Below are 25658 nucleotides of genomic sequence, written 5' to 3' on the forward strand. Positions count from 1 at the left end.
CCGCCGGCGATCGCGGCGACGACGACCCCGAAGGCGACGGCGAGCGCCGCGATCCGCGGGCCGCGGCCCCGCGTCCGGTCCCCTGCTGCCCCGGCGGGTAGGAGGGCATCGGCGGGCCGAAGGCCGGGCCCGCGGCGCCCGAGGCGTCGCGGGTGTACTCGGTCCAGGCGGAGCCGTCCCACCACCGTTCGGTGGCGGGACCGTGTCCCGCGTAGCCGGGATCGGGGTACCAGCCGGGAGGCGTGTTCATGGTCACTCGGTCAGCCTATGGCCAGGGCTGGGCTCCGTACACCACGGATGGCCGGACCGCGCACCCGGACTACAACGGGGTGACGTACGCCCCGGCGATCCCGCCGTCCACGAGGAACTCGGCGGCGTTGACGAAGGACGCGTCGTCGCTGGCCAGGAAGGCCACGGCGGCGGCGATCTCCTCCGGCTCGGCGAACCGGCCCACCGGCACGTGGACCAGCCGGCGCTGCGCCCGCTCCGGGTCCTTGGCGAACAGCTCCTTCAGCAGCGGGGTGTTGACCGGCCCCGGGCACAGCGCGTTGACCCGGATGCCCTCGCGGGCGAACTGCACGCCCAGTTCCCGCGACATGGCCAGCACCCCGCCCTTGGAGGCGGTGTAGCTGATCTGCGAGGTGGCGGCGCCCATCACGGCCACGAAGGAGGCGGTGTTGATGATGGAGCCCCTGCCCTGGCGCCGCATGTACGGCAGCGCGGCCTTGCAGCACAGGTAGACGGAGGTCAGGTTGACGTCCTGGACCCGCTTCCAGGCGTCGAGTCCGGTGGTGAGGATCGAGTCGTCGTCGGGCGGCGAGATACCGGCGTTGTTGAAGGCGATGTCCACCGATCCGTAGGTGTCGAAGGCGGTCTTGAAGAGCGCCTCGACCTGCTCGGGCTCGGTGACGTCCACCTGGACGAAGAGCCCGCCGGTCTCGTCGGCCGCGGCCTTGCCGGCGCGCTCGTCGATATCGGCGCAGACGACCCGCGCGCCCTCGGAGGCGAGACGGCGGGCGGTGGCCAGGCCGATGCCGCTGCCCGCTCCGGTGACGACGGCGGTACGGCCCACCAGACGGCGGCACACCGGGGCCTCGGGAGTCTTGAGGGTCTCGGTCACGTCAATGCTCCTCGGTGCTGATGAAGACGTTCTTGGTCTCGGTGAAGGCGGCGAGGGCGTCGGGGCCCAGCTCCCGGCCCAGTCCCGACTGCTTGTAGCCGCCGAAGGGGGTGGCGTACCGCACGCTGCTGTGCGAGTTGACGGACAGGTTCCCGGCGGCGACGGCGCGCGAGACCCGGACCGCGCGGCCCACGTCGCGGGTCCAGATCGAGCCGGACAGGCCGTAGTCGGTGGCGTTGGCCAGCCGTACCGCGTCGGCCTCGTCCTCGAAGGGGAGGACGACGGCGACGGGGCCGAAGATCTCCTCCACGGCCGTGCGGTCCCCGGGGCCGGTGGCCTCCAGCACGGTGGCCGGGTACCAGAACCCCTTGCCCTTCGGGGCCTCGCCGCGGATCGCGGCGGGCGCGTCCTCGGGCACGTAGGACCGCACGCGCTCCCGTTGGGCGGCCGAGATCAGCGGGCCCATGGCGGTGGCCGGGTCCGCCGGATCGCCGACCGTGAAGGAGGTCACGGCGGGCGCCAGCAGCTCCATGAACCGGTCGTAGACACACGCCTGGACCAGGATGCGGCTGCGGGCGCAGCAGTCCTGTCCGGTGTTGTCCAGGAACGAGCCGGGCGCGGAGGCCGCGGCGCGCTCGATGTCGGCGTCGGCGAAGACGATGTTCGGGCTCTTGCCGCCGAGTTCGAGGGTCACCCGTTTCACGCCCGCGGCGCACTTGGCCATGATCTCCTTGCCCACGGCCGTGGAACCGGTGAAGACGACCTTGGCGACGCCGGAGTGCTCGACCAGCGCGGCGCCCGCGACCGGCCCGGCCCCGGGGAGCACCTGGAAGAGCCCCTCGGGGAGGCCCGCCTCCAGGGCGAGTTCGGCCAGGCGGAGCGCGGTGAGCGGGGTGGTCTCGGCCGGTTTGAGGACCACGGCGTTCCCGGCGGCCAGGGCGGGGGCGGTGCCCCAGGCGGCGATCGGCATGGGGAAGTTCCACGGTGCGATGACCGCGACCACGCCGAGCGGCTCATGGAAGGTGACGTTCAGGCCGCCGGCCACCGGGATCTGGGCGCCGCTCAGCCGCTCCGCTCCCCCGGCCGCGTAGTCCAGCAGGTCGCGCACGTTGCCCGCCTCCCAGCGGGCGTTGCCGATGGGGTGGCCCGCCTCGCGGACCTCGAGGGCGGCCAGCTCCTCGAGGTGGCCGTCGACGGCGGCGGCGAAGCGCCGCAGCAGCCGGGCGCGGTCGGCGGGGGCGAGGGCGGCCCAGCGGCGCTGCGCCCCGGTGGCGCGGGCCACGGCGGCGGCCACGTCGCCCGGTGTGGCGGCGGGGACGGTGGCGATGACCTCCTCGGTGGCCGGGTTGAGTACCCGGTGCTCATGGGGGTGGTCGTCGGGGTGCGGGTGCTCGTTGCTCACCTGGCGGTTCCTCACTGTGCTCGGTTTCTCACCTGGCGATTCCTCACCTGTGCTCGATTTCTCACCTGGCGGTTCCTCACATGCGCTCGGTTACTCACCTGGCGATTCCTCACATGCGCTCGATTTCTCACCTGGCGGTTCCTCACATGCGCTCGAAGGACCGGAAGCGTTCCCAGTCCGTGACGGCGGTGTCGTAGGCGTCCTGCTCGACGCGGGCCATGTTGAGGTAGTGCTCGACCACCTCGTCGCCGAACGCGGCCCGCGCTATGGGGCTGTTCCGCCACAGCTCGGCGGCGTCCCGCAGGGAGACCGGGACGTGTTCGGCGTCGCCGTTGTAGGCGTTGCCGGTGCAGACCTCGGGGAGCTCCAGCTCCCGCTCGACGCCGTACAGCCCGGCGGCCACCATCCCGGCCACGGCCAGGTACGGGTTGACGTCGCCGCCGGGGAGCCGGTTCTCCAGCCGGTGGGACGGGCCATGGCCGATGACGCGCAGCGCGCAGGTGCGGTTGTCCGGGCCCCAGGCGACGGCGGTGGGCGCGAAGGAGCCGGGGCGGAACCGCTTGTAGGAGTTGATGTTCGGGGCGTAGAGCAGGGTGAAGTCGCGCAGCGCCGCGAGCTGTCCGGCGAGGAAGTGGCGCATGGTCCTCGACATGCCGTACGGGCCGTCGTCGTCGGCGAGCACGGGGCGCCCGGCCTCGTCGCGCAGCGAGAGGTGGATATGGCAGGAGTTGCCCTCGCGCTCGTCGTACTTGGCCATGAAGGTGAGCGCCATGCCCTCCTGGGCCGCGATCTCCTTGGCGCCGGTCTTGTAGACGGCGTGCTGGTCGCAGGTGGTCAGGGCGTCGGCGTAACGGAAGGCGATCTCGTGCTGGCCGAGGTTGCACTCCCCCTTGGCCGACTCCACGGTCATCCCGGCGGCGCCCATCTCGTTGCGGATGCGGCGCAGCAGGGGCTCGACCCGGCCGGTGCCGAGGACGGAGTAGTCGACGTTGTACTGGTTGGCGGGGGTGAGCCCGCGGTAACCGGCGTTCCACGCCTGCTCGTAGCTGTCCTTGAAGACCATGAACTCCAGCTCGGTGCCGGTGTACGCGGTCCAGCCGCGCTCGGCGAGCCGGTCGAGCTGGCGGCGCAGTATCTGGCGCGGGGAGGCGGCCACGGGGGTGCCGTCGTGCCAGGCGAGGTCGGCGGTGAGCAGGGCGGTGCCGGGGTTCCAGGGGGTGCGGCGCAGGGTGGCGGTGTCGCCGTGCATGGCGAAGTCGCCGTAGCCGCGTTCCCAGGAGGACATGGCGTAGCCGTCGACGGTGTTCATCTCGGCGTCGACCGCGAGGAGGTAGTTGCAGCCCTCGGTGCCGTGCTCCAGGACGTCGTCGAGGAAGAAGCGGGCGGCGAACCGCTTGCCCTGGAGCCTTCCCTGCATATCGGTGAAGGCCAGGACGACGGTGTCGATCTCCCCGGCGGCGACCAGTCTGGTCAGCTCGTCGACCGAGAGCGGGGGCGTGCGGTCTGCCACGGAGGCCTCCTGGCGTCGGAACGGGGTCTGGCGGCGCGGGGTGGGTCTGGGGGCTTGGGGTGTGGGGGCTTGGGGATGGGTCTGAGGGCGGGGGCGGGTCTGAGAGCGCGGGTGGGTCCGGGGGCGCGGGGTGGCCTTAAGGTAATACCGCAGACCTTTGGTTGGGAAGGAGATACGGGCGGTTCCATGAACGAGAGCCAGAGCGGGGGCGGTGACCGGCTGGCGCCGGTGCTGCGCCCGGTGCGCGCGGGGAACGGCTTCGAGGAGGCGCTGGAGCAGATACTCCAGGTGCTGCGACTGGGACTCGTCCCGGACGGCGGCCGGCTCCCGGCCGAGCGGGAGCTGGCCGACCGGCTGCGGATCAGCCGGGTGACCCTGCGCGAGGTGCTGAAGGTGCTCCAGGACCAGGGGCTGGTGGAGAGCCGCCGCGGCCGCTACGGCGGCACCTTCGTCCGGACCAGGCCGGAGCCCGCCAGGGGCGGCGAGGACGAGCTGCGGCGCCGGGTCGAGGCGGTCGACGTCGAGGACACGCTGCGGTTCCGCGAGGTCCTGGAGGTGGGCGCGGCCGGGCTGTGCGCCGCGCACGGACTGGACGACGGGCAGGCGCGGCGGCTGCGGGCGGCCCTCGACGCGACGCGGGACGCCCCGCTCGCCGACTACCGGCGGCTGGACACGATGCTCCACCTGACGCTCGCGGAGCTGGCGGGCTCGCCGTCGCTGGCCGCCCAGTACGCGGCCGTCCGCGCGACCGTCAACGACCTGCTGGACTGCATCCCGCTGCTGGTGAAGAACCTCGAACACTCACAGGCCCAGCACGCGGCGCTGGTCGAGGCGGTCCTGGACCGGGACGCGGACGGGGCACGCGAGGTGATGCGGGAACACTGCGAGGGCACGGCGGCGCTGCTACGCGGCTTCTTGGCCTGATCCGCCCGTCCGGTCGGGACGGCACGGCCGCTCGGCACGGTAGATCGGCACGGCACGGTCGGGCGGTCGGTCGGTCCAGCCAGGTCGGTCGGTACGCCCGGTCGGTACGGCACGACTCGCCCGATCGGTGTTGGCACGGCCGCTCGACACGGCACGGCCCGGCCGGTGCCACTCACCCGGTCAGCACGGTACGGCCAGTCGGCACGGCACCGCACGACTCGCTCGGTCGGCACGCCCGTCCGGTCGGTGCGACTCGCCCTGCCGTCCGGTCCCGCCCGCCTGGTCCGGTCCTCCCGCCCGGTCCAGCCCGCACGCCCGGTCGGCCGGGGCGCCGTAACGGCGGTTTTACGCACAGGTCTTGCGCAACGCTGGCGGGAAGGCAAAGGTATGGCCCCACACCTTTGCCATCGCCCCCGTGTGGAGCAGGAGCCCCCCATGGCCGACGGAACCGAGTCCGCCCGCACCGAGTCCGCCCGCGCCTCCGTCAGCGGCGCGCCACCGGGCGGCACCCCGGCACCGTCGGGGCCGCCGGGGGCACCGGGAACACCGGGAACACCGGGAACACCAGGAACGCCGGTATCTCCCGGATCACCTGCATCCCCGGAGTCATCAGGGCCCTCCCCCGAGAACGCGTATCTGGAGCGCCGCACCCTGCGGCGCGGCAGCGCGGGCCCGCTGCTGCTGACCGGCCTCGGCGTCGCCTATGTCGTCTCCGGCGACTACTCCGGCTGGAACTTCGGCCTGGCGGAGGGCGGTTTCGGCGGTCTCGCCATCGCCGCCCTGCTGATGGGCGTGATGTACACCTGCATGGTGTTCGCCCTGGCGGAGCTGGCCGCGATCCTCCCCACGGCGGGCGGCGGCTACGGCTTCGCGCGCCGCGCCCTCAGCCCCTGGGGCGGCTTCCTCACCGGTACGGCGATCCTCATCGAGTACGTCCTGGCCCCCGCCGCCATCTCCATCTTCATCGGCGACTACGTCGAGTCGCTCGGGCTGTTCGGCCTGGAGTCCGGCTGGCCGGTCTACCTGGCGTGTTTCGTCCTCTTCATCGGCATCCACCTGTGGGGCGTGGGCGAGGCCCTGCGGTTCAGCCTGGTCGTGACCGCCATCGCCGTCACCGCGCTGCTGGTCTTCGCCGCCGGCGCGTTCACCGACTTCGACGCGGGCTCGCTCAACGACATCCCGGTGGACCATTCGGCCTTCGGCGCCGGCTCCTGGCTGCCGTTCGGGCTGCTCGGCATCTGGTCGGCGTTCCCCTTCGGCATGTGGTTCTTCCTGGGGGTGGAGGGGGTGCCGCTGGCGGCGGAGGAGACCCGGGACCCGGCCCGTACGCTGCCGAAGGCCATGGCCTGGTCCATGGGCGTCCTGCTGCTCCTCGCCCTGCTCACCTTCCTCGCCGCGACCGGGGCGCGCGGCCCCGGCGCCGTGCAGGAGGCGGGCAACCCGCTGGTCGAGGCGCTCCAGCCGGACGGCAAGGCGACCGTGCTGTCCCGCATCGTGAACTACGCGGGGCTGGCCGGGCTCGTGGCCTCCTTCTTCTCGCTGATCTTCGCCGGTTCGCGCCAGTTGTTCGCCCTCTCCCGGGCCGGCTATCTGCCCCGCTTCCTCTCCCTGACCAGCAGCCGCAAGGCCCCGTTCCTGGGCCTGCTGGTCCCGGGCGCGATCGGCTTCACCCTGGCGGCGTGGTCCGGCGACGGCGCCCGGATGCTGAACGTCGCGGTCTTCGGCGCCACCATCTCGTACGCCCTGATGTCGCTCTCCCATATCGTCCTGCGCCGCCGGGAACCGGGTCTCGAGCGTCCCTACCGCACCCCCGGCGGCACGGTAACGTCGTCCCTCGCCTTCGTCCTGGCCTGCTCGGCGCTGGTGGCCACCTTCCTGGTGGACAAGGACGCGGCCTTCATCGCGCTGGGTGTCTACGCGGTGGCGCTGGCCTACTTCGCCTTCTACAGCCGCCACCGCCTGGTCGCGGCGGCGCCGGAGGAGGAGTTCGCGGCGCTGGCGGAGGCCGAGGCGGAACTGTCCCGCGACTGAGATTGGACCGATGTGCCCCCTCTGATCGGCATCAGCACCTACCTCGAACCCTCGGCGAGCTGGGGCGTGTGGAATCTCCCCGCCGCGCTGCTGCCCTCGGGCTACCACCGGCTGGTGCAGCGCGCGGGCGGCCTGGCGGCACTGCTGCCGCCGGACGGCACGGCAGGCTCGGCCGCCGCCGTCGTCTCCCGGCTGGACGGGCTGGTCGTCTCGGGCGGCCCGGACGTGGAGCCCGTGCGGTACGGGGCCGACGCGGACCCGCGCACGGGCCCGCCCGCGCGGGAGCGGGACGCCTGGGAACTGGCCCTGATCGACGCGGCGTTGACGTCCGGCACTCCCCTGCTGGGCATCTGCCGCGGCCACCAGCTGTTGAACGTCTCCCTCGGCGGCACGCTCCTGCAGCACCTGGACGACCACGCGGGCCCGCCCGGCGTCTTCGACCACCACGAGGTGAAACCGGTCCGGGGCACGCTGCTGGCCGGGATCCTCCCGGAGCCGGTGACCGTCCCCACCTTCCACCACCAGTCCGTGGCCCGGCTGGGCGAGGGCCTGATCCCCTCGGCCCACGCCACGGACGACGGAACGGTGGAGGCGGTGGAACTGCCGGGCGCGGAGGCGTTCGTGCTGGGCGTGCAGTGGCACCCGGAGGCGGGCGACGACGTCCGCGTCATGCGGGCCCTGGTGGCGGCGGCGTCGGGCTGACTTTTCGCCACGTCCCCCTCGCGGTGGTCGCCCCTCGCGGTGGTCGCCCTTGCAGCGCCCCCTCACAGGGGTCGCCCTCGCAGCGCCCCCTCGCGGTGGTCGTCCTCGCGGTGTCCCCTCGCGGTGGTCGCCCTCGTGGCCGTCGTCCTCGTGGTCATCCGGCGGAAGCCCGCGAGGGGGACGTGCCCCGGTCAGGAGGTGATCTCGTACGGGTCTCCGTAGACCTGCCACCGCAACGGGGGCGTCAGGTCGAAGTTGCCCTCCTTCAGGAACTTCCGCTGTTCGGTGTCGACCCGGCTGGTGTCGCTGTGCGCCTCCTCGCTCTTCATGGCCTCCTTACGGGCGTCGAGAAAAGCGTTGAGGTACGTGGCCTCGTCGCCGCCCCGCGCCGGGGGCTCGGCCTGGGACAGGGCGGTCTTACGGATGCCGCCGAAGCTGTACCGGCTGTCGCCGGGGCCGTGCATCACGATCGCGTCGTAGTAGATGAACTGGCCGAGCGCGCCCAGACCGTCGGTCTTGCCCTGTTCGACGGACGGGTCGAAGTAGACGCGGTCGCGCTCGTGTTCCTGGGCGTCCTGGAACGCCTTGTCGGCGGCGGCCTTCTTCCAGTCCTCGGTGAAGCCGGGGTCGAGACCCTCGTGGGAGTCACTGCCGTTGACCTCGCGCAGCGCGGGGAGGTACTTGGCCAGGACGTTGCCGGGCTTCTGCTGGGTGTAGTACTCGACGAGGTCCAGCATGTCGCCGGTGCCGGAGCAGAACCCGATGATCCCCCCGGTGTAGCCACGGCCGTCGCCGATGTCCTCGATGTAGGAGAACTGGGCGCGCCAGTCGAGCGAGGAGTTCTCGGCGCTGGAGACCAGCTTCATGGCGATCTCCTTCTTCGCCGGGTCGTCCAGGCCGGTCGCCGCGACGGCCTTGTGCGCCGAGTGGTGGGGGCGCGCATCCGCCGTGGCCGGCTGGTCGCCGGACGCCTGCCCGACTCCGACACCGGTGAAGACGAACGCGGCCGGTACCGCGACGGCCGCGGCCGCGAGGCCGATCCTCCTGGTCAGGGGGGACATGGTGACTCCGTTCCCGATCGGCTGTGGGGGGAAGTACGCACGGCCGTCCCAGGGCGCGCCGGGGCAGTCCCGGGGCCCTGGGCGATCCGTTAGGAACCTTTCCTAACCATTCAAGCGAGCGCGACGTGCCCCCCACAAGGGGTTCGACACCATTCGGCGAAGAAGCCCCCTTCGGCGAAGCGGCCCAACTCGGCGCAGAACCCGGCGCGATGAAGCAGATCCGCTCGACGGAGCAGCCCCGCTCGATGAAGCAACCCCACGCGGCGAAACCCCCGACGCAGCCCGTCTCGGTGTCAGACGGTGGCCAACCGCCGTGTTACGGCTGGGGAATGGGCATCGCGGGGTCAGCACCACCGGTCGCCCCGGTCGCCCCCGGGGTCCCGGACGGGCTTGACGAGCCGGACGCGCCGGACGCCCCGGACGGGTCGGACACCCCGGACGGGCCGGACGCCCCGGCAGCACCGGCCGGCTGGGGCACGCCCCCGCCCGGCAGCACCGTCACCGGCCGGGCCGCGATCGCCCGCCACCACGGATCCAGCGGCAGCCCGCGCACCGGCTCGAACGGCTGCCCAGGACGCGGAACGGCCACGTTCGCCCCGGCCGCCCTTGTCGCCGCCACCGTGCCCTCGGCGGGCTCCTCCCAGGGGTGCGGGGCGAGGTTGAAGGTGCCCCAGTGGATCGGCAGCATGATCCCCTTCGCCGGGTCCCCGCCCTGCAGATCGACGTGGGCCCGCACGCCCTCCTCGGGGGTCATGTGGATGTCCGGCCAGTGCTCGGAATACGCACCGATCTGGATCATCGTCGCGTCGAACGGCCCGTACGTCGCGCCGATGTCCGCGAAACCGGGGAAGTAGCCGGTGTCCCCGCTGTGGTAGACCCGGTGCTCGGGACCGGCCACCACCCAGGAGGCCCACAGGGTGTGCTGGGCGTTGCGCAGCCCGCGCCCGCAGAAGTGGCGGGCCGGAGTGGCGGTGAGCACGAGCCCGGCGACCTCGGTGGACTCGTGCCAGTCCAGTTCGGTCATCCGGTCGGCCGGGACGCCCCAGCGCTCCAGATGGGCGCCGACCCCGAGCGGGACGACGAACATCGCGCGGCCGCGCACCAGCGCCCGGATCGTGGGCATGTCCAGGTGGTCGTAGTGATCGTGGGAGATGACCACCGCGTCCACCGGCCCCAGCTCCCGCAGCGGCACCGGTACCGGGTGCATCCGCTTCGGCCCCACCGTCGCGAAGGGCGAACAGCGCTGTCCCCACACCGGGTCGAACAGCACCCGCCGCCCGTCGACCTCCGCGAGCACGCTGGAGTGCCCCATCCAGGTCAGCCGCAGCCCGGAGGCGGGCGGAACGGCCAGGTCGGCGACGGTGGTGGGATGCACCGGCACGGTCCCGGCCGGGGACCTGCGGATGCGCTCCTCCTTGCGGAAGTACGTGGCCGCGAACTTCAGCATCGAGCCGGAGGGGGCGGTACGGGCACCGACCGGGTTGACGAACACGCCGTTCGCGAAGTTCGGCGACCGCCGGATGCGCTCCATCCGCTCCCCGGCGGGATCCGCCCCGAAGGCGGCGGGACGCAGGGCGGCGGCGAGCCGGGAACGTGTCGGATGGGAGCCGGTCACGGATCCTCCAGGGTAGGGGGCGGCGGAGCGCCCGAACGCACTGTGCCGTTGGGCGCAATGACTCAACTCTTACGAGGGGTGACCTTGTTCCGGAACGGCGTGTGCGGCCGGGGCGAAGGAGAGCAGCAGATGGTCCTCCACCGGGCGGTAGCCGAGACGCTGGTAAAGGGCGTTGCTGGTGGGGTTGGCGAGATCGGTGAAGAGCAGGAGCTCCTTGACCCCGGCGTCCCGCGCGGCCCGGCTCACGGCGGCCGTGGCGGCTCCCGCGTAGCCGCATCCGCGCAGCTCGGGCGGGGTGTAGACCAGGGCGACCCGGGCCATGTCGGCGACCGTACGGCTGAGCCCGGCGCAGGACACCGGCCGCCCGTCGAGCTCCCACAGCGTGATCCCGCCGTAGCCGAGCTTGTCGTCCACGTGCGCGGCGGTATCGCCCCGCAGCGCACCGGTGTCGCGGGCGAACCCCTCGCACCAGGAGATCAGCAGGTCGCGGTCGGCGGCGGTGGCGGTGCGGGGCCGCCCCGGTGGGGCGGGGTCGGGCGAGGTGAGGGCACCGAGCCGGTAGAGCCGGTTCGTCTCCTCGACGCTGCTCACCGTGCCGGTGAGGCGCTGCCAGGCGGCGGCGAAGGTCTCGGCGGTCTCGCGCCCGGCGTGCACGCCGGTGACCGGCCACTCGCCGTCCCGGGCGAGGGTGCGGGCGAGCGCCCGCGCCGCCTCGCCGGACAGGGGGGAGAGCAGCGGGGGGTAGGGCGGGGTACACAGGAACGCCCCCCGCACGAGGCCCGCCCCGGCCCCGGCCGGCGGCCCCTCCCCGGTCCACCAGCCGAAGTACGGCGGCTGATCGCCGTATCTGCCGCTGCCCACCGCCGCCAGCGAGGAGACCACCGTCAGCAGGGTGGTGTGCCGGGCCGGGCGGGCGCCCAGAAAGCCGCCCGCCGCGGCCCGGAACTCCTCGAGGTCGTACGTCACCGTCCACGCCATGCGCTCCAGGCTGACGCGGGGCGGCGGGGCGGCGCACCTCAATTTCCCCGTCCCTGGGCCCGACGGCCGTTCAGCGGACGGTCAGCAGCTGAGGACGGTCAGCAGCTGAGGTTGGAACCGGCGGTGGTGCCGAGTATCTGGACGAACCGCTGGTAGGTGTTGACCCGGCTCTGCACCTGGCCCGGGTTGTTGCCGTTGCACTCCTTGCTGCCGTTGATGCTGCGGATGGTCTCACCGAAGCCGCGCTGGTTGACCATGGCGTTGTGCGGCGTCATCGTGCCGGCCCCGGTCTGGGTGTTCCAGAACCACAGGGCGGTCTTCCAGGACACCGCGGCGTCCCGCTCCACCAGCCAGGGGTTGCCGAGCAGATCGATGCCGAGCGCGTCACCCGCGGCCTTGTAGTTGAAGTTCCAGCTGAGCTGGATCGGTCCGCGGCCGTAGTACGCCGACTGGCCTGCGGGGCAGCCGTAGGGCTGGCTCCAGTCGCAGTAGGTCGGGTAGTTGGAGGTGTCCTGCTCCACGATGTGGACCAGACCGCCGGTCTCATGGCTGACATTGGCCAGGAAGGCCGCCGCCTCCTGCTTCTTGACGGTGTCGCTGCCGGTGTTGGCGAAGCCGGGGTAGGCGCTCAGGGCCGCGGTCAGGCCCTGGTAGGTGTAGAACGAGTTCCGGTTCGGGAACATCTGGTTGAACTGGGCCTCGGTCACCACGAAGCCGCTCGGGTTCTGGCCTCCGGAGCCGCAGTCGTAGGGCTCCCAGTACCAGGTGCTGATCACCGGGTCATAGCCCGGGTTGTCATGCTCGGCGCGGTAGTACTTGCCGTCGGTGTAGCGGACGATGTCACCGGTGACGTACCACTTGCCCGCCACCCAGTTCGGGGCGTTACAGGCCGCCTGGGCGGTCGTCCCGGCCTCGGAGGCCGAGGCCGAGGCCATGGGCATGACAAGCACGCTCGCGAACACCGCCGCGGTCGCCGCGAGCGGGGCCAGGACGCGTCTTCTTCTCCGCATGGGGGGTCTCCTTCGCACGAAGGTCCGGGAACTTCGGAGACACTCAAACCCGCTTGGTCTATACCAGTCAAGGTCCAGACCAGACCTTTGTGCGGGGATGAGCAAAAAGGCCGCCGGGGCGGTTGTCAGTGGCGCTTGGTACAACTCTTCGCACGCCCTTCGGAATCGGGCACGCTCGCTCGAACGCAACAGGAGATACCGCCCATGTCGGTCGACCACCTGGACGAACTGCACGGCCTTCCGGCCTTCGACTTCCCGTTGCCCGACGAGGAGACCGAGCTGCCCGGGCCGGACGCGGTCGCCTGGCGCATCTCCTACAACCCGTACCGCGACGAGTCGGGCGAGGACTTCGACGGGCGGTTCCAGCGTTTCCTGACCGAGGTGGACCCCTCCCGGGTGCGAGCGCTGATCATCGGCATGTGGGGCGAGACCTACGAGGGCGACGCCGCTGACGCCATCGAGCGGCTCCTCGCCGCCAAGGACCGGCTGACCTCGCTGGAGGCGGTCTTCCTGGGCGACATCGCCCAGGAGGAGTCGGAGATCTCCTGGATCCAGCAGTCCGATGTGACCCCGGTCCTGCACGCCTTCCCCGGCCTGCGCGAGCTGGGCGTCCGCGGTGGGAGCGGGCTGTCCTTCCCCGCCGTCACCCATCCGCACCTGCGCACCCTCCGCTTCGAGACCGGGGGGCTGCCCGGCGCGGTGGTGCGCGGAGTGGCCGCCAGCCACCTGCCCGCGCTCGAACACCTGGAGATGTGGCTGGGTGTGGAGGAGTACGGGGGTGACACCACCGTCGCCGACCTGGCCCCGATCCTGGCCGGCGGCACGTTCCCCGCACTGCGCCACCTGGGCGTGCGGAACAGCGAGATCCAGGACGAGATCGCCGCCGCCGTGGCGGCGGCCCCCGTGGTCGCCCAGCTCGAATCCCTCGACCTGTCCATGGGCGTGCTCACCGACGAGGGCGCGGCGGCGCTGCTCGACGGCCGGCCGCTCACCCATCTGAAGCGGCTCGGCCTCGACCACAACTACTTCTCCGCGGCCGTGGAGGAGCGGCTGCGCACGGCCCTGGAGCCGTTCGGGGTGGTGGTCGAGATGTCCGAGAAGGGCGACGAGGACGAAGACGAGGGCGAGGTGTTCCGCTACACCGCCGTCTCCGAGTGATGCCCGCCCCCGCCTCCTCCCGAGAACCCGACCGAGAACCCGACCAAGAATCCCCTCGAGTACCCGACCGAGAATCCCCTCGAGTACCCGACCGAGAATCCGACCGAGAACGCAGGAGTTCCCCCATGCCGCCGTCTCCGCATGAGACGCGCTTCGCCGTGGTCGGCAACCCCGGCAACCGCCGGGTGGCGATGTTCACCGACGCCGCCCTGGCCGCCGGGGTGCCCCCGCCCCGGGTGCTGGCCTGGCACCGCGTGCTGACCGACGGTGCCACCTTCCGGCCCGGCGAAACGGTGCGGATCGATTCGCCGGGCGAGGACGAGGAGGTGGAGTGGCTGCTGCGCGGCGCCACCGACCCCACCCGGGTCGAGGGCACCGCTCGCTGGTACGCGCGGTTCACCGAGGCCGTCCGGGGCATCGCGGCGGCGGCGGACGCGGCCGGTGCCACCCTGCTCGACGATCCGGGCGAGCTGGCCGTCCTGTTCGACAAGCGGCTGTGCCACGGGGTGCTGGAGCGGGCCGGGGTACCGGTCCCGCCCTCGCCGACCTCCGGTCCGCAGGCGCCGCCCGTGCGCGGCTGGGACGACGTCCGCGCGGCGCTCGGCAGCCCGGGGCTGCGCCGCGCCTTCGTCAAGCTCGCCCACGGCTCCTCCGCCTCCGGGGTGCTCGCCGTGGAGACAGCGGGCCCCGGCCGGGTGCGGGCCACGACCTCCGTGGAGCGCACAGAGGACGGCCGGCTGTTCAACTCGCTGCGGGTGCGGCGGTACGAGACCGAGGCGGAGGTCGCCGCGATCGTCGACAGACTGGCGCCGGACGGGCTGCACATCGAGCGCTGGCTGCCCAAGGCGTCCCAGGGCAAGCGCGTGGCCGATCTGCGGATCGTGGTGGTGGGCGGCCGGGCGACCCACGCCGTGGTGCGCACCAGCCGCTCCCCCATGACCAATCTCCACCTCGGCGGGGTGCGCGGCGATCTGGCCGCCGCCCGCGAGGCGGCGGAGGCGTCCGGGGTGGTCTGGAGCGAGGTGCTGGGCATCGCGGAGCGGGCCGCGGAGTGCTTCCCGGACACCCTGTGCGTCGGGGTGGATCTGCTGCCGGGCCAGCGGTGGCGGCGGTTCGCCGTCGGGGAGGTCAACGCGTTCGGCGATCTGCTGCCCCGGCTGACCGGTCTGGCCGGAAGCGGCGCGGAGGGGCTGGACACCTATGCGGCACAGGTCGCCGCCGTGGTCCGCGGCCAGGCGGGCCGCGGGTCCCGTACCGCACGCGACGAGCGGAAAGGAGCGCCCCCGGGATGCCGCTGACTGAACCGGATATGAACGAGGTCGTGGGCAGCCACGATCTGCTGCTGATCACCCTCGACACCCTCCGCTACGACGTGGCGGCCGAGCTGGCCGCCGCCGGCCGTACGCCGCGTCTGGCGAGCCGTCTCCCCGGCGGTGTGTGGGACGAGCGGCATGCCCCCGGCAGCTTCACCTACGCCTCCCACCAGGCGATGTTCGCGGGGTTCCTGCCGACCCCGGCCACCCCCGGACCCCACCGCCGGCTCTTCGCGGCCCGCTTCGCGGGCAGTGAGACCACCGCGGCGGGCACCTATGTGTTCGAGACCCCCGATCTGGTGTCGGGGCTCGCGGCGGCGGGATACCACACGGTGTGCATCGGCGGGGTCGGCTTCTTCGACAAGCGGGGGCCGCTGGGCTCGGTGCTGCCCGGCTACTTCCAGGAGAGCCACTGGGAGCCGGAGTTCGGCGTCCCGTCCCCCACCTCCTTCGAGGCGCAGATCGACCGCGCCGAGCAGGTGATCGCCGGTCTGGCCCCCGGCCGGCGGCTGTTCCTCTTCGTCAACGTCTCGGCGCTGCACCAGCCCAACTGGTTCCACCTGCCCGGCGCCACCCGCGAGGCGGGCGACTCCCGCGCCAGCCACGCCGCCGCCCTGGAGTACGTGGACCGCCATATCGACCGGCTCTTCGACGCCGTGAGCGGCCGCGGCCCGGCCTTCGCGATCGTCTGCTCCGACCACGGCACCGCGTACGGCGACGACGGCTACACCGGCCACCGGCTCGGTCACAGGGCCGTCTGGACCGTGCCGTACACCCACTTCTTCCTCGAGGCCCCATGAACACCGGCACCCGCGGTTCGACCGTCCGCCCCTACCAGTCGTACGTCTACGCCTATCCGCACAAGACCGCCTACCGGCCGCTCGCGGACCGTCCCGCGCTGCGCGAGCTGTGGGCGGCCGAGCCGAAGGACGCGCTGTCGCTGTATCTGCACATCCCCTTCTGCGAGGTGCGCTGCGGCTTCTGCAATCTCTTCACCCGGATCGGCGCCCCCGAGGGGCTGGTGACCGCCTATCTGGACGCGCTGGAGCGGCAGGCCGGGGCGGTGCGCGAGGCGCTCGGGGAGGGCGCCCGGTTCGCCACCGCGGCGTTCGGCGGCGGCACCCCCACGTTCCTGGAGGCGGCCGAGCTGGAGCGGCTGTGCGACATCGCCGAGAAGGGGATGGGCGCGGATCTGGCCGCCGTGCCGCTCTCGGTCGAGGCATCCCCGGCCACCGCCACGGCCGACCGGCTCGCGGTGCTGGCCGGGCGCGGCACCACCCGGCTGAGCCTGGGGGTGCAGAGCTTCGTCGACGCGGAGGCGCGTTCGGCGGTGCGGCCGCAGCGCCGGGCCGATGTGGAGGCGGCGCTGGCCCGGATCCGGGAGGCGGGCATCCCGGTGCTCAACATCGATCTGATCTACGGCATCGACGGTCAGACGGAGGACAGTTGGCGCCGGTCCCTGGACGCCGCCCTGGCCTGGCGCCCCGAGGAGCTGTATCTCTACCCCCTCTATGTGCGCCCGCTGACCGGGCTCGGCCGTAAGGAGGCCGGGGATCGGGAGGCGGAGGGGGACGCGGAGTGGGACGAGCGGCGGCTGCGGCTGTACCGCTCGGGCCGCGACCACCTGCTCGCCCATGGCTACGAACAGGTTTCGATGCGGATGTTCCGCGCCGGGCACGCGCCCGCGGCCGGCAGCGGGGACCACGCCTGCCAGACGGACGGCATGGTGGGCCTGGGCTGCGGCGCCCGCTCCTACACCTCCGCCCTGCACTACTCCTTCGACTACGCAGTGGAGATGCGGGAGATCCGCGGCATCATCGACGACTACGTCTCCCGGCCCGCGGCCGACTTCGCCCGCGCCGAGCACGGGCGCGAGATGACCGGCGACGAGGCCCGCCGGCGCCATCTGCTGCAGTCCGTCCTCCAGGCCGAGGGGATGGATCCGGCGGAGTACCGGGCCCGGTTCGGCACCGATCCGGCCGAGGACTTCGCCGCCGAGCTGGCCCGGTTCGCGGCCCGCGGCTGGCTGGATCCGGACGCGGCCCCCGAACGGCTGCGGCTGTCCGCCGAGGGGCTGGCGTACTCCGACGCGCTCGGCCCCGAACTGTTCTCGCCCGCCGTGCGCGCCGCCATGGCCGCGTACGACCTGAAATGAGGGAGCCAGGCGTGGACTTGACCATTCTGTACCGGGGCCCGCTCGCCTCGTGCGACTACGACTGTCCGTACTGCCCCTTCGCCAAGCGCCGCGACAGCCCGGAGCGGCTGCGCGCCGACCGCGCGGCGCTGGAGCGGTTCACGTCCTGGGTCGCGGAGCGGACCGACGACCGGCTGTCGGTGCTGTTCACCCCCTGGGGCGAGGGGCTGGTGCGCTCCTGGTACCGCCGCGCGCTCATCGGGCTCAGCCATCTGCCCCACGTCGAACGGGTCGCCATCCAGACCAATCTGAGCTGCCGGACCGGCTGGACGGCCGAGGCCGACCCCGCCACCCTCGCCCTGTGGTGCACCTACCACCCGGACCAGACGCCGTACGACCGGTTCCTCGCCAGGTGCCGGGAGCTGGCCGCACGCGGGGTGCGCCACAGCGTCGGCATCGTGGGGCTGCCCGCCCATCTGGACCGGGCCCGCAGGCTGCGCGCCGACCTCCCCGACCAGGTCTACCTGTGGGTCAACGCGGCCGAGGGACACACCTACACGGATGCCGAGGCGGCCGAGTGGACCGCGCTGGACCCGCTCTTCGGCTACAGCCGCCATCCGCACCGAAGCGCCGGTCTGCCATGCCGGACCGGCGCTTCGGTGATCTCGGTGGACGGCGACGGCACGGTGCGCCGCTGCCATTTCGTCCGTACGGAACTGGGCAATCTCTACGACGGGTCGTACCGCGCGGCGCTACGGCCCCGTCCCTGTCCGCTGGCCGTCTGCGACTGCCACATCGGCTATGTGCACCTGGAGTCGCTGCCGCTGTACGACGTGTTCGCGGGCGGCGTGCTGGAACGCATCCCGGCGCCGCCCCCGCCGGTCGGTGCGTGGTCGGTCGGTCACACTGTTTCCCCCTCGATCCCCCTGGTCACGATGAGCGTCACAGAACCGGACAGCACGGAGGACGTCATAGGAACAGAAAGTCCGCTTCTCCGGCCTTCGCCCCCTGGATGAAGCGTTTCATCTCCAGATGGGTGTAGATCAGGGCCGGTCCGTCCGGATCGGTCGACTGGCGCAGCGCCACCCGGCCGTCCTTCAGCCTCATCGCCTCGACGCAGCTTCCCCCGTTGCCACCGCTCCACGGCTTGTGCCAGCCCTCGCTGCCGAGTTCCCTGGCCGGCATGCCGCTGTAGACGCGGCTCCCGCATATGCGATCCATCGTTCAGATCTCCTTGCGAATGCGACTCAGAATGGCCTGAGTCGTCTGTGCAGGCGCGGCTTGCGCGCACATCCGGTCCAGGGCCTCCAGGAACGCCGATACGTCATCGCGCTGGTCGAAGTAGGAGCCGCTGACGAGCGTCTCCGTATACGCGATATCGGGCAGCTCCGGGATCGGGAACCGGAAGATATGGAAGGGACCGTACATCGCCGGGTGCGGGCCGGCGTCGAACGGCATGATCTGGAGCCGGACATGGGGCGCCTCCGCCTCCTCGATCAGGCGTGAGATCTGGGCGCGCATGGTCTCGGCACCACCGATGGGACGGCGCACCACCGTCTCGTCCATGACCACCCACAGCATCGGCGGGTTGTCCCGGGTGAGCAGCGCCTGGCGCTCCATCCGGAGCGCGACGTTGCGCTCGATCTCGGTCTCGGGCGCGTGCGGCATGCCCGCGCGGAGCACTGCGCGGGCGTAGTCCTCGGTCTGCAGCAGTCCGGGGATGTAGTGCGGCTCGTAGGCCCGGATCAGATTGGCCTCGACCTCCAGGCTGACGAAGGTGTTGAACCACTCCGGCAGGACATCGCGGAACCGGTGCCACCAGCCGGCCTTGTTGGCCTCGCGGGCGAGCGAGAGGAACCCCTCGACCTCCTCGGGGTCGGTGACGCCGTACGTCCGCAGCAGCTTCTCGACGTACGGGAGCTTCAGGCCGACCTCGGCCTTCTCCATGCGGCGGATCGTGGCATGGGTGACGTCCAGGGCACGCCCGGCCTGTTCGAACGACAGCCCGGCCTTCTCCCGAAGGTCCTGGAGTCGTTTGCCGAGCACGACTCGCAGGACGGTCGGGGCTCCGCCCGCCCGCGCATCCGCCACTACCGTCCCCCTCCAAAAACCTTCACGACACAGCAGTCTGGCACGGGCTCAGCATTCCGAACAGCCTGCGCTTCCGATTCTGTAATTTACAGATTGAACCTTGCCAGACGCGATCGTGACAGAGCATAGTGTCGGCGTGGCTCCTTCCTATGAGGCTCTCCGGTTAGGGCGCGGCGGCACCGTGGTCGCTCCGCCCCGCCACGACGTGTTTCGTCTGCCGGCGCTGAGCACGTCCGTCGCCGAGGCGAGAAGGCATGTCGTCCGGCGGCTGCGCTCATGGGGTATCGGCGAGGACACCCGGGACAGCGCGGAGTTGATCGTCTCCGAGCTCTTCACCAACGCGGTGCGCCACACCTCCAGCGAGGAGGTGCGCTGTTCCCTGCAGCTCATAGGCGCCCGGCTGCGGCTCGAGGTGGCCGACCAGGGGTGCGCCCGCACCGTGCCGGAGGCCCGGTCGGTGAGCGCGGACCAGGAGGGCGGCCGCGGGCTGATGCTGGTGGAGGCCCTGTCGGAGGCGTGGGGGGTCAGGCCGAACCACGGGGACACCGGCCGCGCCGTCTGGGCCTATCTGGCGGTCTGACGGCCCCCGGCAGCACCACCGAACGCACTGGCACGACCCGGTACCGAAGAAGCACGGACCAAGAAGTACGGACAAGAAGCACGGACGAAGACGACTCACCTACGACCGACACACGAGCGACGTACGACCCACGCACCACCCACGCACTACCTACGCACAACCGACGCACGACCAAGGGCAGGCACGGCCGGAGGAGCTGGGCTCGGAACGAGCGGTGCCGAGGGAATAGGGGCAGCGACAGCGCACGGGGGCCGCACGGGGGCCGGCTCCAGGGCGCCAACGGGGGTCTGCCCCTATTCCTCCGGGACCGCTTCAGGTCACGGGACGGTCACGGCCGCAGCGGCAGCAGATCGGGCCGCTTGGGCTCCACATGGTCGCCCGACGACTCTCCGCGCAGCCGGCGTCCGATCCACGGCACCAGGTATTCGCGCGCCCAGTGGATGTTGTCCCGCCGCACCTCGGCGGCGGTCCGCTGCCCCTCCGGGGGCCAGGGCTGGTCGGGGTCGGCGGGGACGTCGAGCCCGAGCACCTGACCCGCCCTCAGCGCGACCCGGGTGTGCCCGTCCGGCGACAGGTGCAGCCGGTCGGCGTCCCAGGCCCGGCGGTCCTGCACCGAACGCAGCGACCACAGGTCGAGGACCGGGCAGTCGTAGCGGTCGGCGATCGCCCGCACATGCGCCGTATACGTGGCGATCTTGCCCCGCAGATGGCGCAGCACCGGCACCCCTCTGGTGTCGAACCCGGTGCACAGCAGTACCGTGCCGACCTGGGCTCTGAGATCGGCCACGGCCGCCTCATACCGTTCGGCGACATCGTCGGGGTCGCTGCCGGGCCGCAGGATGTCATTGCCCCCCGCACAGAAGGTGACCAGGTCCGGACCGAGCTCGATCGCTCGCGGCACCTGCTCCGTCACGATCTGGTCCAGGAGCCGACCGCGTACGGCCAGATTGGCGTAGCGGAAATCGTCTTCGGGTCGTTGGTCGGACAGCAGGACCGCGAGCCGGTCGGCCCAGCCGACGAACACCCCGTCAGGACCGGGATCGCCGACGCCCTCGGTGAAGCTGTCGCCGACGGCCGCGTACGACCCGATGGAACCGTTGCTGAATCTCTCCTTATCGTCTGCCACGTCGGGTCATCATTCACCCGATGGCGTGACTTACGCCACCGTAACCAGGGCTTGACGTCGGGTGATGTATCCCACCTGGTCAGTTTCGGCGAACGTGGAATACGTGGAATACGGCGGCGACGGGGCCGCCGTCGCCGCTCGGTCCGGTGCGCGGCCCCCGGCGGGCAGCTCCTGGTGCGCGGCCCCGGCAGGCGGCCACCGGCGGGTGAACAGCTCACCGCGCTCGGTGGGGTGCGGGGCGTGGCCGCCGGGCCGCCCCGAGCGCACCCGGGCCGGCCGCTTCCCCCGGTCCCGGTCACCGCGCGCCCCCGTTCTCCGCCCGGTCCCCCCAGGTTCGGGGAGGGCGGGCGGCGCGGCAATGCCGCCCGCGCCTCCGAGGGACCGGTTGCCCCTGCACCCATGTCGTAGGGTCGGCTTCAGCCGCCTCGTCGACGAGCCGCGTCGGCGGCCGATGGTGAAGGAGAGCCCGTGACGCAGCAGTCGGAGTCGCCGCAGGTCCCCCAGGCCGAAACCCAGCTGGTGGGGGTACGCAACTTCCGTGATCTCGGTGGGCTGCCGGCTGCCGACGGCCGCCGCGTACGGCCCGGGGTGCTGTTCCGCAGCGGCCATCTCGCCCATGCCACCGCGTCCGATACGGCGTTCCTCGACTCGCTCGGCCTGCACACCGTCTTCGACTTCCGCAACGCCGCCGACATCAAGCTCGAAGGCCCGGACGTCGCCCTCCGCGGGGTCCGGAACGTCAATCTGCCGCTGTCCGACCCGGCCGACGGCGCCGGGTTCTGGAGGATGGTGCGCGAGGGCGATCTGAACACCCTGCGCGAGCTGCTCTCCGAGGGACGGGCCGAGAAGCGCATGATCGGCTCCTACCGCGCGATCATCACCAGCCGGATCGTCGAGCACGGCCGGATCCTCAGCGACATGGCCGAGGACAGCTCTCCGGTGCTGATGCACTGTTCGGCCGGAAAGGACCGGGCCGGGCTGTCCATCGCGGTGACCCTGCTGGCCCTCGGCGTCGACCGGGAGGCCATCGAGGCCGACTACCTCGCGTCGGCCGCCGCCCACCGGCGCTACAAGATCTGGCGCAAGGGCGCTCCGGGGGACGGCTCCGACCCGATGTCCCCCGAGGTCATGGCGCTGCTGCTGCCGCTGTTCGACGCACGCGCCGAATACCTGGCGGCGGCCTTCGCGACCATCGAGGAGACCTGGGGCGGCACCGAGCGCTATCTCTCCGAGGCGCTCGGGCTCACCCCGGAGCGGCGCGAACGGCTCCGGGAGCGGCTGCTCACCGGCTGACCGGGCCCGCGCGGCCCGAACGGCTCGGCCCGGCGCGGCAGACCGGGCCGGGCCCGCGCGGTGCACCGCGTGCCCGGCCCCCCATCGGTCAGCGGTTGGCCACCGCCTGTTTGACGAGAGTCCGGCCGAACTCCCACATCAGGCCGCCGCCCCCGTGCGCGTCGTCCATGACGGCGGTGAACGCCTCGACGAAGCGGTCCACTTCCCGCTCGCCGATGATCAGCGGCGGAATCAGCTTGATCACCTCCAGGTGGTCGCCGGACACCTGCGTGAGGATGCGGTGGCGCTGCAGCAGCGGGACGACGACCATCTGCGCGAACAGCCCCTTGCGCGCCGCCTGGAGCATCGTCCAGCGGCTGCGCAGCCCCAGCGAGCTGGGTCTGCCGAACTCGATGCCGATCATCAGCCCCCGGCCGCGGATGTCGTGCAGCAGCTCGTAGCGGTCCACGAGCGCGGTGAGGCGCTCGCGCAGCAGGTCGCCGGTGCGGCGGGCGTTGGCCACGATCCCCTCGTCCTCCATGACGGCGAGGACGGCGAGCCCGGCTGCCATGGCCTGGGCGTTGGAGCCGAAGCTGGCCGAGTGGACCAGCACCCGGTCCATCGACGCATAGACCTTTTTGAAGATCCAGTCCTTGCCGAGGGTCGCGCCGACCGGCACATAGCCCCCGGAGAGGGCCTTGGCCACGCACACCAGATCCGGTTCGACGCCCTCCTCGTGGCTGTAGGCGAAGAAGTCCCCCGTGCGGCCGAGGCCCGTCTGCACCTCGTCCGCGATGAGCAGGGCCTTGTGACGGTGGAGCAGTTCCTGTGCGGCGCGCAGGAAGCCGGGCGGGGCCTCGTGCACCCCCTTGCCCTGGATGGGTTCCACCACGAACGCCGCCACGTCCCCGCGCGCCAGCTCCCGCTCCAGCGCCGCCAGATCACCCATCGCGATCGCGGTGTCGGGCAGCAGCGGGGCGAACCCCTTGCGGAAGCCGTCCTCGCCGTTGACCGACAGCGAGCCGGTGGTCAGCCCGTGGAAGGCGTGGGCACAGTACAGGACGCGCGGCTTGCGGGTCGCGTAGCGGGCGAACTTCAGGGCCGTCTCGACGGCCTCGGTGCCGCTGTTGCCGAAGAACACCCGGTCCAGGTGCGGGGCGTGGGCCAGCAGCCGCTCGGCGAGCAGCCCGGGCAGCGGCTGGCAGTCGAACCGGGTCAGGTCGGCCAGGTCGGCGTCCAGGACGTCGTGCAGCGCCTTGCGGACCACGGGGTGGTGGCGGCCCAGGCCCATCACCCCGAAGCCGGCCAGCATGTCGAGGTAGTCCTGGCCCTCGTCGTCCCAGAAGTACGCGCCCTCGGCCCGTTCGTAGACCTTGTCGAAGCCGATGGTGTGCAGCATCCGGGGCAGCTGGTGGTTGAGGTACCGGCTGTGCAGGTCGTACCGCTCCGACGCGCGCTCGGCCAGCAGCTTTCCGAGGTCGAAGCCCGAACGCGGCTGCTCGGCTGCTGTCATCCCTGGCTCTCCTTGGTGGCGACGGTACGGGCCTGGGCGGCGGTGTCCGGCCGCCGCGGGGGCCGCGCCTCGATACGGGTCAGGGCCGCCCCGATCCGGCCCGCGATCTCGGCGGGGGTGAGCCCGATGTCGGCGAGCAGCTCCCCGCGCTTGGCATGGGGCAGGAACGCCTCGGGGATGCCGAACGTCCGTACCGGCAGGTCGACCTCGGCGTCCCGCAGCGCCTGGGCGACGGCCGCGCCCACCCCGCCGCTGCGCACATTGTCCTCGACGACCGCGACCAGCCGGTGGCGGTCCGCGAGGCCGGGCAGCTCGGGGTCGACGGGTTTGACCCAGCGCGGATCGATCACCGTGCAGCCGATACCGCGCTCGGCCAGCAGCTCGGCGGCGCGCAGTGCGACGGTGGCCATGACCCCGGCGGCGACGAGGAGCACGTCCTCGCCCCGGCGCAGCACGTCCATGCCGCCGACGCGGCCGATCGCCGGGATCGGCTGCCCCACCGACTCCTTGGGGAAGCGGATGACGGTCGGCGCGTCGTCCACGTCGATCGCCTCGCGCAGCTGGGCGCGCAGCTGGTCGGCGTCGCGCGGGGCGGCGATCCGCAGCCCGGGGACCACCTGGAGGACGGACATGTCCCACATGCCGTTGTGGCTGGGCCCGTCGGTGCCGGTGACCCCGGCCCGGTCCAGGACGAAGGTCACCCCGCACTTGTGCAGGGCGACGTCCATCAGGAGCTGGTCGAAGGCGCGGTTGAGGAAGGTGGCGTAGACGGCGAAGACCGGATGGAGTCCGCCGGTGGCGAGCCCGGCCGCCGAGACCGCCGCGTGCTGCTCGGCGATGCCGACGTCCCACACCCGCTCCGGATACGCCTGGGCGAAGCCGCCGAGGCCCACGGGGTGCAGCATGGCGGCGGTGAGGGCGACCACATCGGGCCGTTCGGCGCCGATCCGCACCATCTCCTCGCCGAACACCGAGGTCCACGACCGGCCGCCGGAGGGGACGAGGGGCGCGCAGGTGAGCGGGTCCATCGCGGCGACGGTGTGGAAACGGTCCGCCTCGTCCTCCAGCGCGGGCGGATAGCCCCGGCCCTTCTCGGTGAGGCAGTGGACCAGGACCGGCCCGTGGAACCGCTTGGCGCGGCGCAGGGCCGATTCGACGGCCTCGGTGTCGTGGCCGTCGATGGGGCCGACGTACTTCAGCCCCAGGTCCTCGAACATGCCCTGTGGCGCGAAGGCGTCCTTGAACCCCTTCTTGGCGCCGTGCAGCGATCCGTAGAGCGGCTGGCCGACCACGGGGGTGCGCTGCAGCATCTCCTTGCCCCAGGCCAGGAAGCGCTCGTAGCCGTCGGTGGTGCGGAGGGTGGCGAGGTGGTTGGCCAGCCCGCCGATGGTCGGCGCGTAGGAGCGCTCGTTGTCGTTGACGACGATGATGAGCGGCCGGTCCCGGGCGGCGGCGATGTTGTTGAGCGCCTCCCAGGCCATCCCGCCGGTCAGCGCCCCGTCCCCGATGACGGCGACGACGTGGTCGGTGCCGCCGCGCACCTCGTTGGCCTTGGCGAGGCCGTCGGCCCAGCCCAGCACGGTGGAGGCATGGCTGTTCTCGATGACGTCGTGCTCGGACTCGGCCCGTGACGGATAGCCGGACAGTCCGCCCTTGTGCCGGAGCTTGGAGAAGTCCTGGCGGCCGGTGAGCAGTTTGTGGACGTAGGACTGGTGTCCGGTGTCCCACAGGATGCGGTCGGCGGGCGAGTCGAAGACGCGGTGCAGGGCTATGGACAGCTCGACCACGCCCAGGTTCGGCCCCAGATGGCCCCCGGTCCTGGCCACCGCCGTGATCAGGAACTCCCTGATCTCCTGGGCGAGCGCCTCCAGTTCCTCGCCGGTCAGCGCCTTGAGGTCGTGCGGGCCCCTGATGTTCTCCAGCGACGGCATGCTCGGTTCCCCTCCTCGGTGTCTCAGCGCACGGTGATATCCGGGGTACCCGACGGGACCCCCTCGTCCTCCATGCGCCGCGCGATGTTCATGGCCTCGTCGATCAGGGTCTCCACGATCTTCGACTCCGGCACGGTCTTGATGACCTCGCCCTTGACGAAGATCTGCCCCTTGCCATTGCCGGAGG

General features: G+C 72.0%; 23 protein-coding genes and 1 pseudogene. 10 read left to right on the forward strand and 14 right to left on the reverse strand.

Annotated elements, in window-relative coordinates:
• The 4 genes from AXW62_RS43365 to AXW62_RS31155 form a co-directional block, all read right to left on the reverse strand.
• On the reverse strand, positions 1 to 250 hold a 250-nt coding region (locus tag AXW62_RS43365), incomplete at its 3' end, for a DUF2510 domain-containing protein (RefSeq protein WP_159060999.1).
• 69 nt (positions 251 to 319) lie between these two features.
• The gene (locus AXW62_RS31145; protein WP_051885911.1) at positions 320 to 1126 is read right to left on the reverse strand and encodes a 3-oxoacyl-ACP reductase; all 807 of its coding nucleotides are present in this window, start codon (positions 1124 to 1126) and stop codon (positions 320 to 322) included.
• On the reverse strand, positions 1122 to 2522 hold the full coding sequence (locus AXW62_RS31150) for an aldehyde dehydrogenase family protein (RefSeq protein ID WP_060947443.1): 1401 nt from the start codon (positions 2520 to 2522) through the stop codon (positions 1122 to 1124). The genes AXW62_RS31145 and AXW62_RS31150 overlap by 5 nt, the downstream gene beginning before the upstream one ends.
• Positions 2523 to 2664: 142 nt before the next feature.
• Positions 2665 to 4032, reverse strand: coding sequence for a glutamine synthetase family protein (locus tag AXW62_RS31155; protein WP_060947444.1), 1368 nt, complete (start codon positions 4030 to 4032; stop codon positions 2665 to 2667).
• Between the two features lie 186 nt (positions 4033 to 4218).
• Here AXW62_RS31155 and AXW62_RS31160 point away from each other — a divergent pair, with 186 nt between their 5' ends.
• From AXW62_RS31160 to AXW62_RS31170, 3 genes are all read left to right on the forward strand, one after another.
• Complete coding sequence (locus AXW62_RS31160; RefSeq protein WP_060947445.1) at positions 4219 to 4956, forward strand: FadR/GntR family transcriptional regulator; 738 nt, start codon at positions 4219 to 4221, stop codon at positions 4954 to 4956.
• Between the two features lie 435 nt (positions 4957 to 5391).
• A complete protein-coding gene (gene eat / locus AXW62_RS31165) occupies positions 5392 to 6987 on the forward strand; it encodes an ethanolamine permease (RefSeq protein WP_060947446.1) in 1596 nt (531 codons plus the stop codon).
• Between the two features lie 12 nt (positions 6988 to 6999).
• Entirely contained in the window at positions 7000 to 7689 is a 690-nt protein-coding gene (locus AXW62_RS31170) for a gamma-glutamyl-gamma-aminobutyrate hydrolase family protein (protein ID WP_060947447.1), read from the forward strand.
• Between the two features lie 191 nt (positions 7690 to 7880).
• Here the strand turns inward: AXW62_RS31170 and AXW62_RS31175 are convergent, their stop codons facing one another.
• The 4 genes from AXW62_RS31175 to AXW62_RS31190 all read right to left on the reverse strand — a co-directional run bounded on the left by AXW62_RS31175 (position 7881) and on the right by AXW62_RS31190 (position 12353).
• The gene (locus AXW62_RS31175) at positions 7881 to 8750 is read right to left on the reverse strand and encodes a chitosanase (protein WP_060947448.1); all 870 of its coding nucleotides are present in this window, start codon (positions 8748 to 8750) and stop codon (positions 7881 to 7883) included.
• Between the two features lie 316 nt (positions 8751 to 9066).
• Positions 9067 to 10365: an MBL fold metallo-hydrolase gene (locus AXW62_RS31180; RefSeq protein ID WP_060947449.1), complete on the reverse strand. Its 1299-nt coding sequence runs from the start codon at positions 10363 to 10365 to the stop codon at positions 9067 to 9069.
• A 69-nt stretch (positions 10366 to 10434) separates the two neighbouring features.
• Positions 10435 to 11343: a GNAT family N-acetyltransferase gene (locus tag AXW62_RS31185; RefSeq protein ID WP_060947450.1), complete on the reverse strand. Its 909-nt coding sequence runs from the start codon at positions 11341 to 11343 to the stop codon at positions 10435 to 10437.
• A gap of 98 nt (positions 11344 to 11441) precedes the next feature.
• Complete coding sequence (locus AXW62_RS31190; protein WP_060947451.1) at positions 11442 to 12353, reverse strand: glycoside hydrolase family 19 protein; 912 nt, start codon at positions 12351 to 12353, stop codon at positions 11442 to 11444.
• A gap of 204 nt (positions 12354 to 12557) precedes the next feature.
• On the opposite strand from AXW62_RS31190, the gene AXW62_RS31195 reads away from it, so the two are divergent.
• The 5 genes from AXW62_RS31195 to AXW62_RS31215 all read left to right on the forward strand — a co-directional run bounded on the left by AXW62_RS31195 (position 12558) and on the right by AXW62_RS31215 (position 17974).
• Positions 12558 to 13511: an STM4015 family protein gene (locus tag AXW62_RS31195; protein WP_060947452.1), complete on the forward strand. Its 954-nt coding sequence runs from the start codon at positions 12558 to 12560 to the stop codon at positions 13509 to 13511.
• A 125-nt stretch (positions 13512 to 13636) separates the two neighbouring features.
• Positions 13637 to 14809, forward strand: coding sequence for an STM4014 family protein (locus AXW62_RS31200; RefSeq protein WP_060947453.1), 1173 nt, complete (start codon positions 13637 to 13639; stop codon positions 14807 to 14809).
• An 11-nt stretch (positions 14810 to 14820) separates the two neighbouring features.
• Positions 14821 to 15624 (forward strand): STM4013/SEN3800 family hydrolase, encoded by an 804-nt coding sequence (locus AXW62_RS31205; RefSeq protein ID WP_060947459.1) that lies wholly within the window; start codon positions 14821 to 14823, stop codon positions 15622 to 15624.
• Entirely contained in the window at positions 15621 to 16979 is a 1359-nt protein-coding gene (locus tag AXW62_RS31210; RefSeq protein ID WP_060947454.1) for an STM4012 family radical SAM protein, read from the forward strand. The genes AXW62_RS31205 and AXW62_RS31210 overlap by 4 nt, the downstream gene beginning before the upstream one ends.
• A gap of 11 nt (positions 16980 to 16990) precedes the next feature.
• On the forward strand, positions 16991 to 17974 hold the full coding sequence (locus tag AXW62_RS31215) for an STM4011 family radical SAM protein (RefSeq protein ID WP_060947455.1): 984 nt from the start codon (positions 16991 to 16993) through the stop codon (positions 17972 to 17974).
• Here AXW62_RS31215 and AXW62_RS31220 read toward each other — a convergent pair.
• Both AXW62_RS31220 and AXW62_RS31225 read right to left on the reverse strand, forming a co-directional pair.
• The gene (locus tag AXW62_RS31220) at positions 17928 to 18179 is read right to left on the reverse strand and encodes a DUF397 domain-containing protein (protein WP_030827117.1); all 252 of its coding nucleotides are present in this window, start codon (positions 18177 to 18179) and stop codon (positions 17928 to 17930) included. The two genes, AXW62_RS31215 and AXW62_RS31220, sit on opposite strands and share 47 nt — an antisense overlap.
• 3 nt (positions 18180 to 18182) lie before the next feature.
• A complete protein-coding gene (locus tag AXW62_RS31225; RefSeq protein WP_030827119.1) occupies positions 18183 to 19049 on the reverse strand; it encodes a Sco1979 family transcriptional regulator in 867 nt (288 codons plus the stop codon).
• Between the two features lie 136 nt (positions 19050 to 19185).
• Here AXW62_RS31225 and AXW62_RS31230 point away from each other — a divergent pair, with 136 nt between their 5' ends.
• Positions 19186 to 19629, forward strand: a complete 444-nt coding sequence (locus tag AXW62_RS31230) for an ATP-binding protein (protein WP_236259025.1) — start codon at positions 19186 to 19188, stop codon at positions 19627 to 19629.
• A 328-nt stretch (positions 19630 to 19957) separates the two neighbouring features.
• Here the strand turns inward: AXW62_RS31230 and AXW62_RS31235 are convergent, their stop codons facing one another.
• Positions 19958 to 20755, reverse strand: coding sequence for an SGNH/GDSL hydrolase family protein (locus tag AXW62_RS31235; protein WP_060947456.1), 798 nt, complete (start codon positions 20753 to 20755; stop codon positions 19958 to 19960).
• Positions 20756 to 21223: 468 nt separating this feature from the next.
• On the opposite strand from AXW62_RS31235, the gene AXW62_RS31240 reads away from it, so the two are divergent.
• The gene (locus AXW62_RS31240) at positions 21224 to 22048 is read left to right on the forward strand and encodes a tyrosine-protein phosphatase (RefSeq protein ID WP_060947457.1); all 825 of its coding nucleotides are present in this window, start codon (positions 21224 to 21226) and stop codon (positions 22046 to 22048) included.
• Positions 22049 to 22136: 88 nt separating this feature from the next.
• Here AXW62_RS31240 and AXW62_RS31245 read toward each other — a convergent pair whose 3' ends face one another.
• The 3 genes and pseudogenes from AXW62_RS31245 to AXW62_RS31255 form a co-directional block, all read right to left on the reverse strand.
• Positions 22137 to 23540, reverse strand: coding sequence for an aspartate aminotransferase family protein (locus AXW62_RS31245; RefSeq protein WP_060947458.1), 1404 nt, complete (start codon positions 23538 to 23540; stop codon positions 22137 to 22139).
• Complete coding sequence (dxs, locus tag AXW62_RS31250) at positions 23537 to 25471, reverse strand: 1-deoxy-D-xylulose-5-phosphate synthase (protein ID WP_030827129.1); 1935 nt, start codon at positions 25469 to 25471, stop codon at positions 23537 to 23539. Before dxs ends, AXW62_RS31245 begins: the two co-directional genes overlap by 4 nt.
• 23 nt (positions 25472 to 25494) lie before the next feature.
• Positions 25495 to 25658, reverse strand: a pseudogene (locus AXW62_RS31255) (flavodoxin-dependent (E)-4-hydroxy-3-methylbut-2-enyl-diphosphate synthase); the annotation flags it as partial.

It is taken from the genome of Streptomyces hygroscopicus subsp. hygroscopicus (genome assembly GCF_001553455.1).
Classification (GTDB): Bacteria; Actinomycetota; Actinomycetes; order Streptomycetales; family Streptomycetaceae; genus Streptomyces; species Streptomyces hygroscopicus.

Bases quoted from the DNA above. Each gene is read 5' to 3' on its own strand.
- AXW62_RS31245 (WP_060947458.1), bottom strand. From the start codon at position 23,540: ATGACAGCAGCCGAGCAGCCGCGTTCGGGCTTCGACCTCGGAAAGCTG.
- AXW62_RS31200 (WP_060947453.1), top strand. From the start codon at position 13,637: ATGCCGCCGTCTCCGCATGAGACGCGCTTCGCCGTGGTCGGCAACCCC.
- AXW62_RS31210 (WP_060947454.1), top strand. From the start codon at position 15,621: ATGAACACCGGCACCCGCGGTTCGACCGTCCGCCCCTACCAGTCGTAC.
- AXW62_RS31190 (WP_060947451.1), bottom strand. From the start codon at position 12,353: ATGCGGAGAAGAAGACGCGTCCTGGCCCCGCTCGCGGCGACCGCGGCG.
- dxs (WP_030827129.1), bottom strand. From the start codon at position 25,471: ATGCCGTCGCTGGAGAACATCAGGGGCCCGCACGACCTCAAGGCGCTG.
- eat (WP_060947446.1), top strand. From the start codon at position 5,392: ATGGCCGACGGAACCGAGTCCGCCCGCACCGAGTCCGCCCGCGCCTCC.
- AXW62_RS31220 (WP_030827117.1), bottom strand. From the start codon at position 18,179: ATGGATCGCATATGCGGGAGCCGCGTCTACAGCGGCATGCCGGCCAGG.
- AXW62_RS31205 (WP_060947459.1), top strand. From the start codon at position 14,821: ATGAACGAGGTCGTGGGCAGCCACGATCTGCTGCTGATCACCCTCGAC.
- AXW62_RS31195 (WP_060947452.1), top strand. From the start codon at position 12,558: ATGTCGGTCGACCACCTGGACGAACTGCACGGCCTTCCGGCCTTCGAC.
- AXW62_RS31175 (WP_060947448.1), bottom strand. From the start codon at position 8,750: ATGTCCCCCCTGACCAGGAGGATCGGCCTCGCGGCCGCGGCCGTCGCG.
- AXW62_RS31160 (WP_060947445.1), top strand. From the start codon at position 4,219: ATGAACGAGAGCCAGAGCGGGGGCGGTGACCGGCTGGCGCCGGTGCTG.
- AXW62_RS31185 (WP_060947450.1), bottom strand. From the start codon at position 11,343: ATGGCGTGGACGGTGACGTACGACCTCGAGGAGTTCCGGGCCGCGGCG.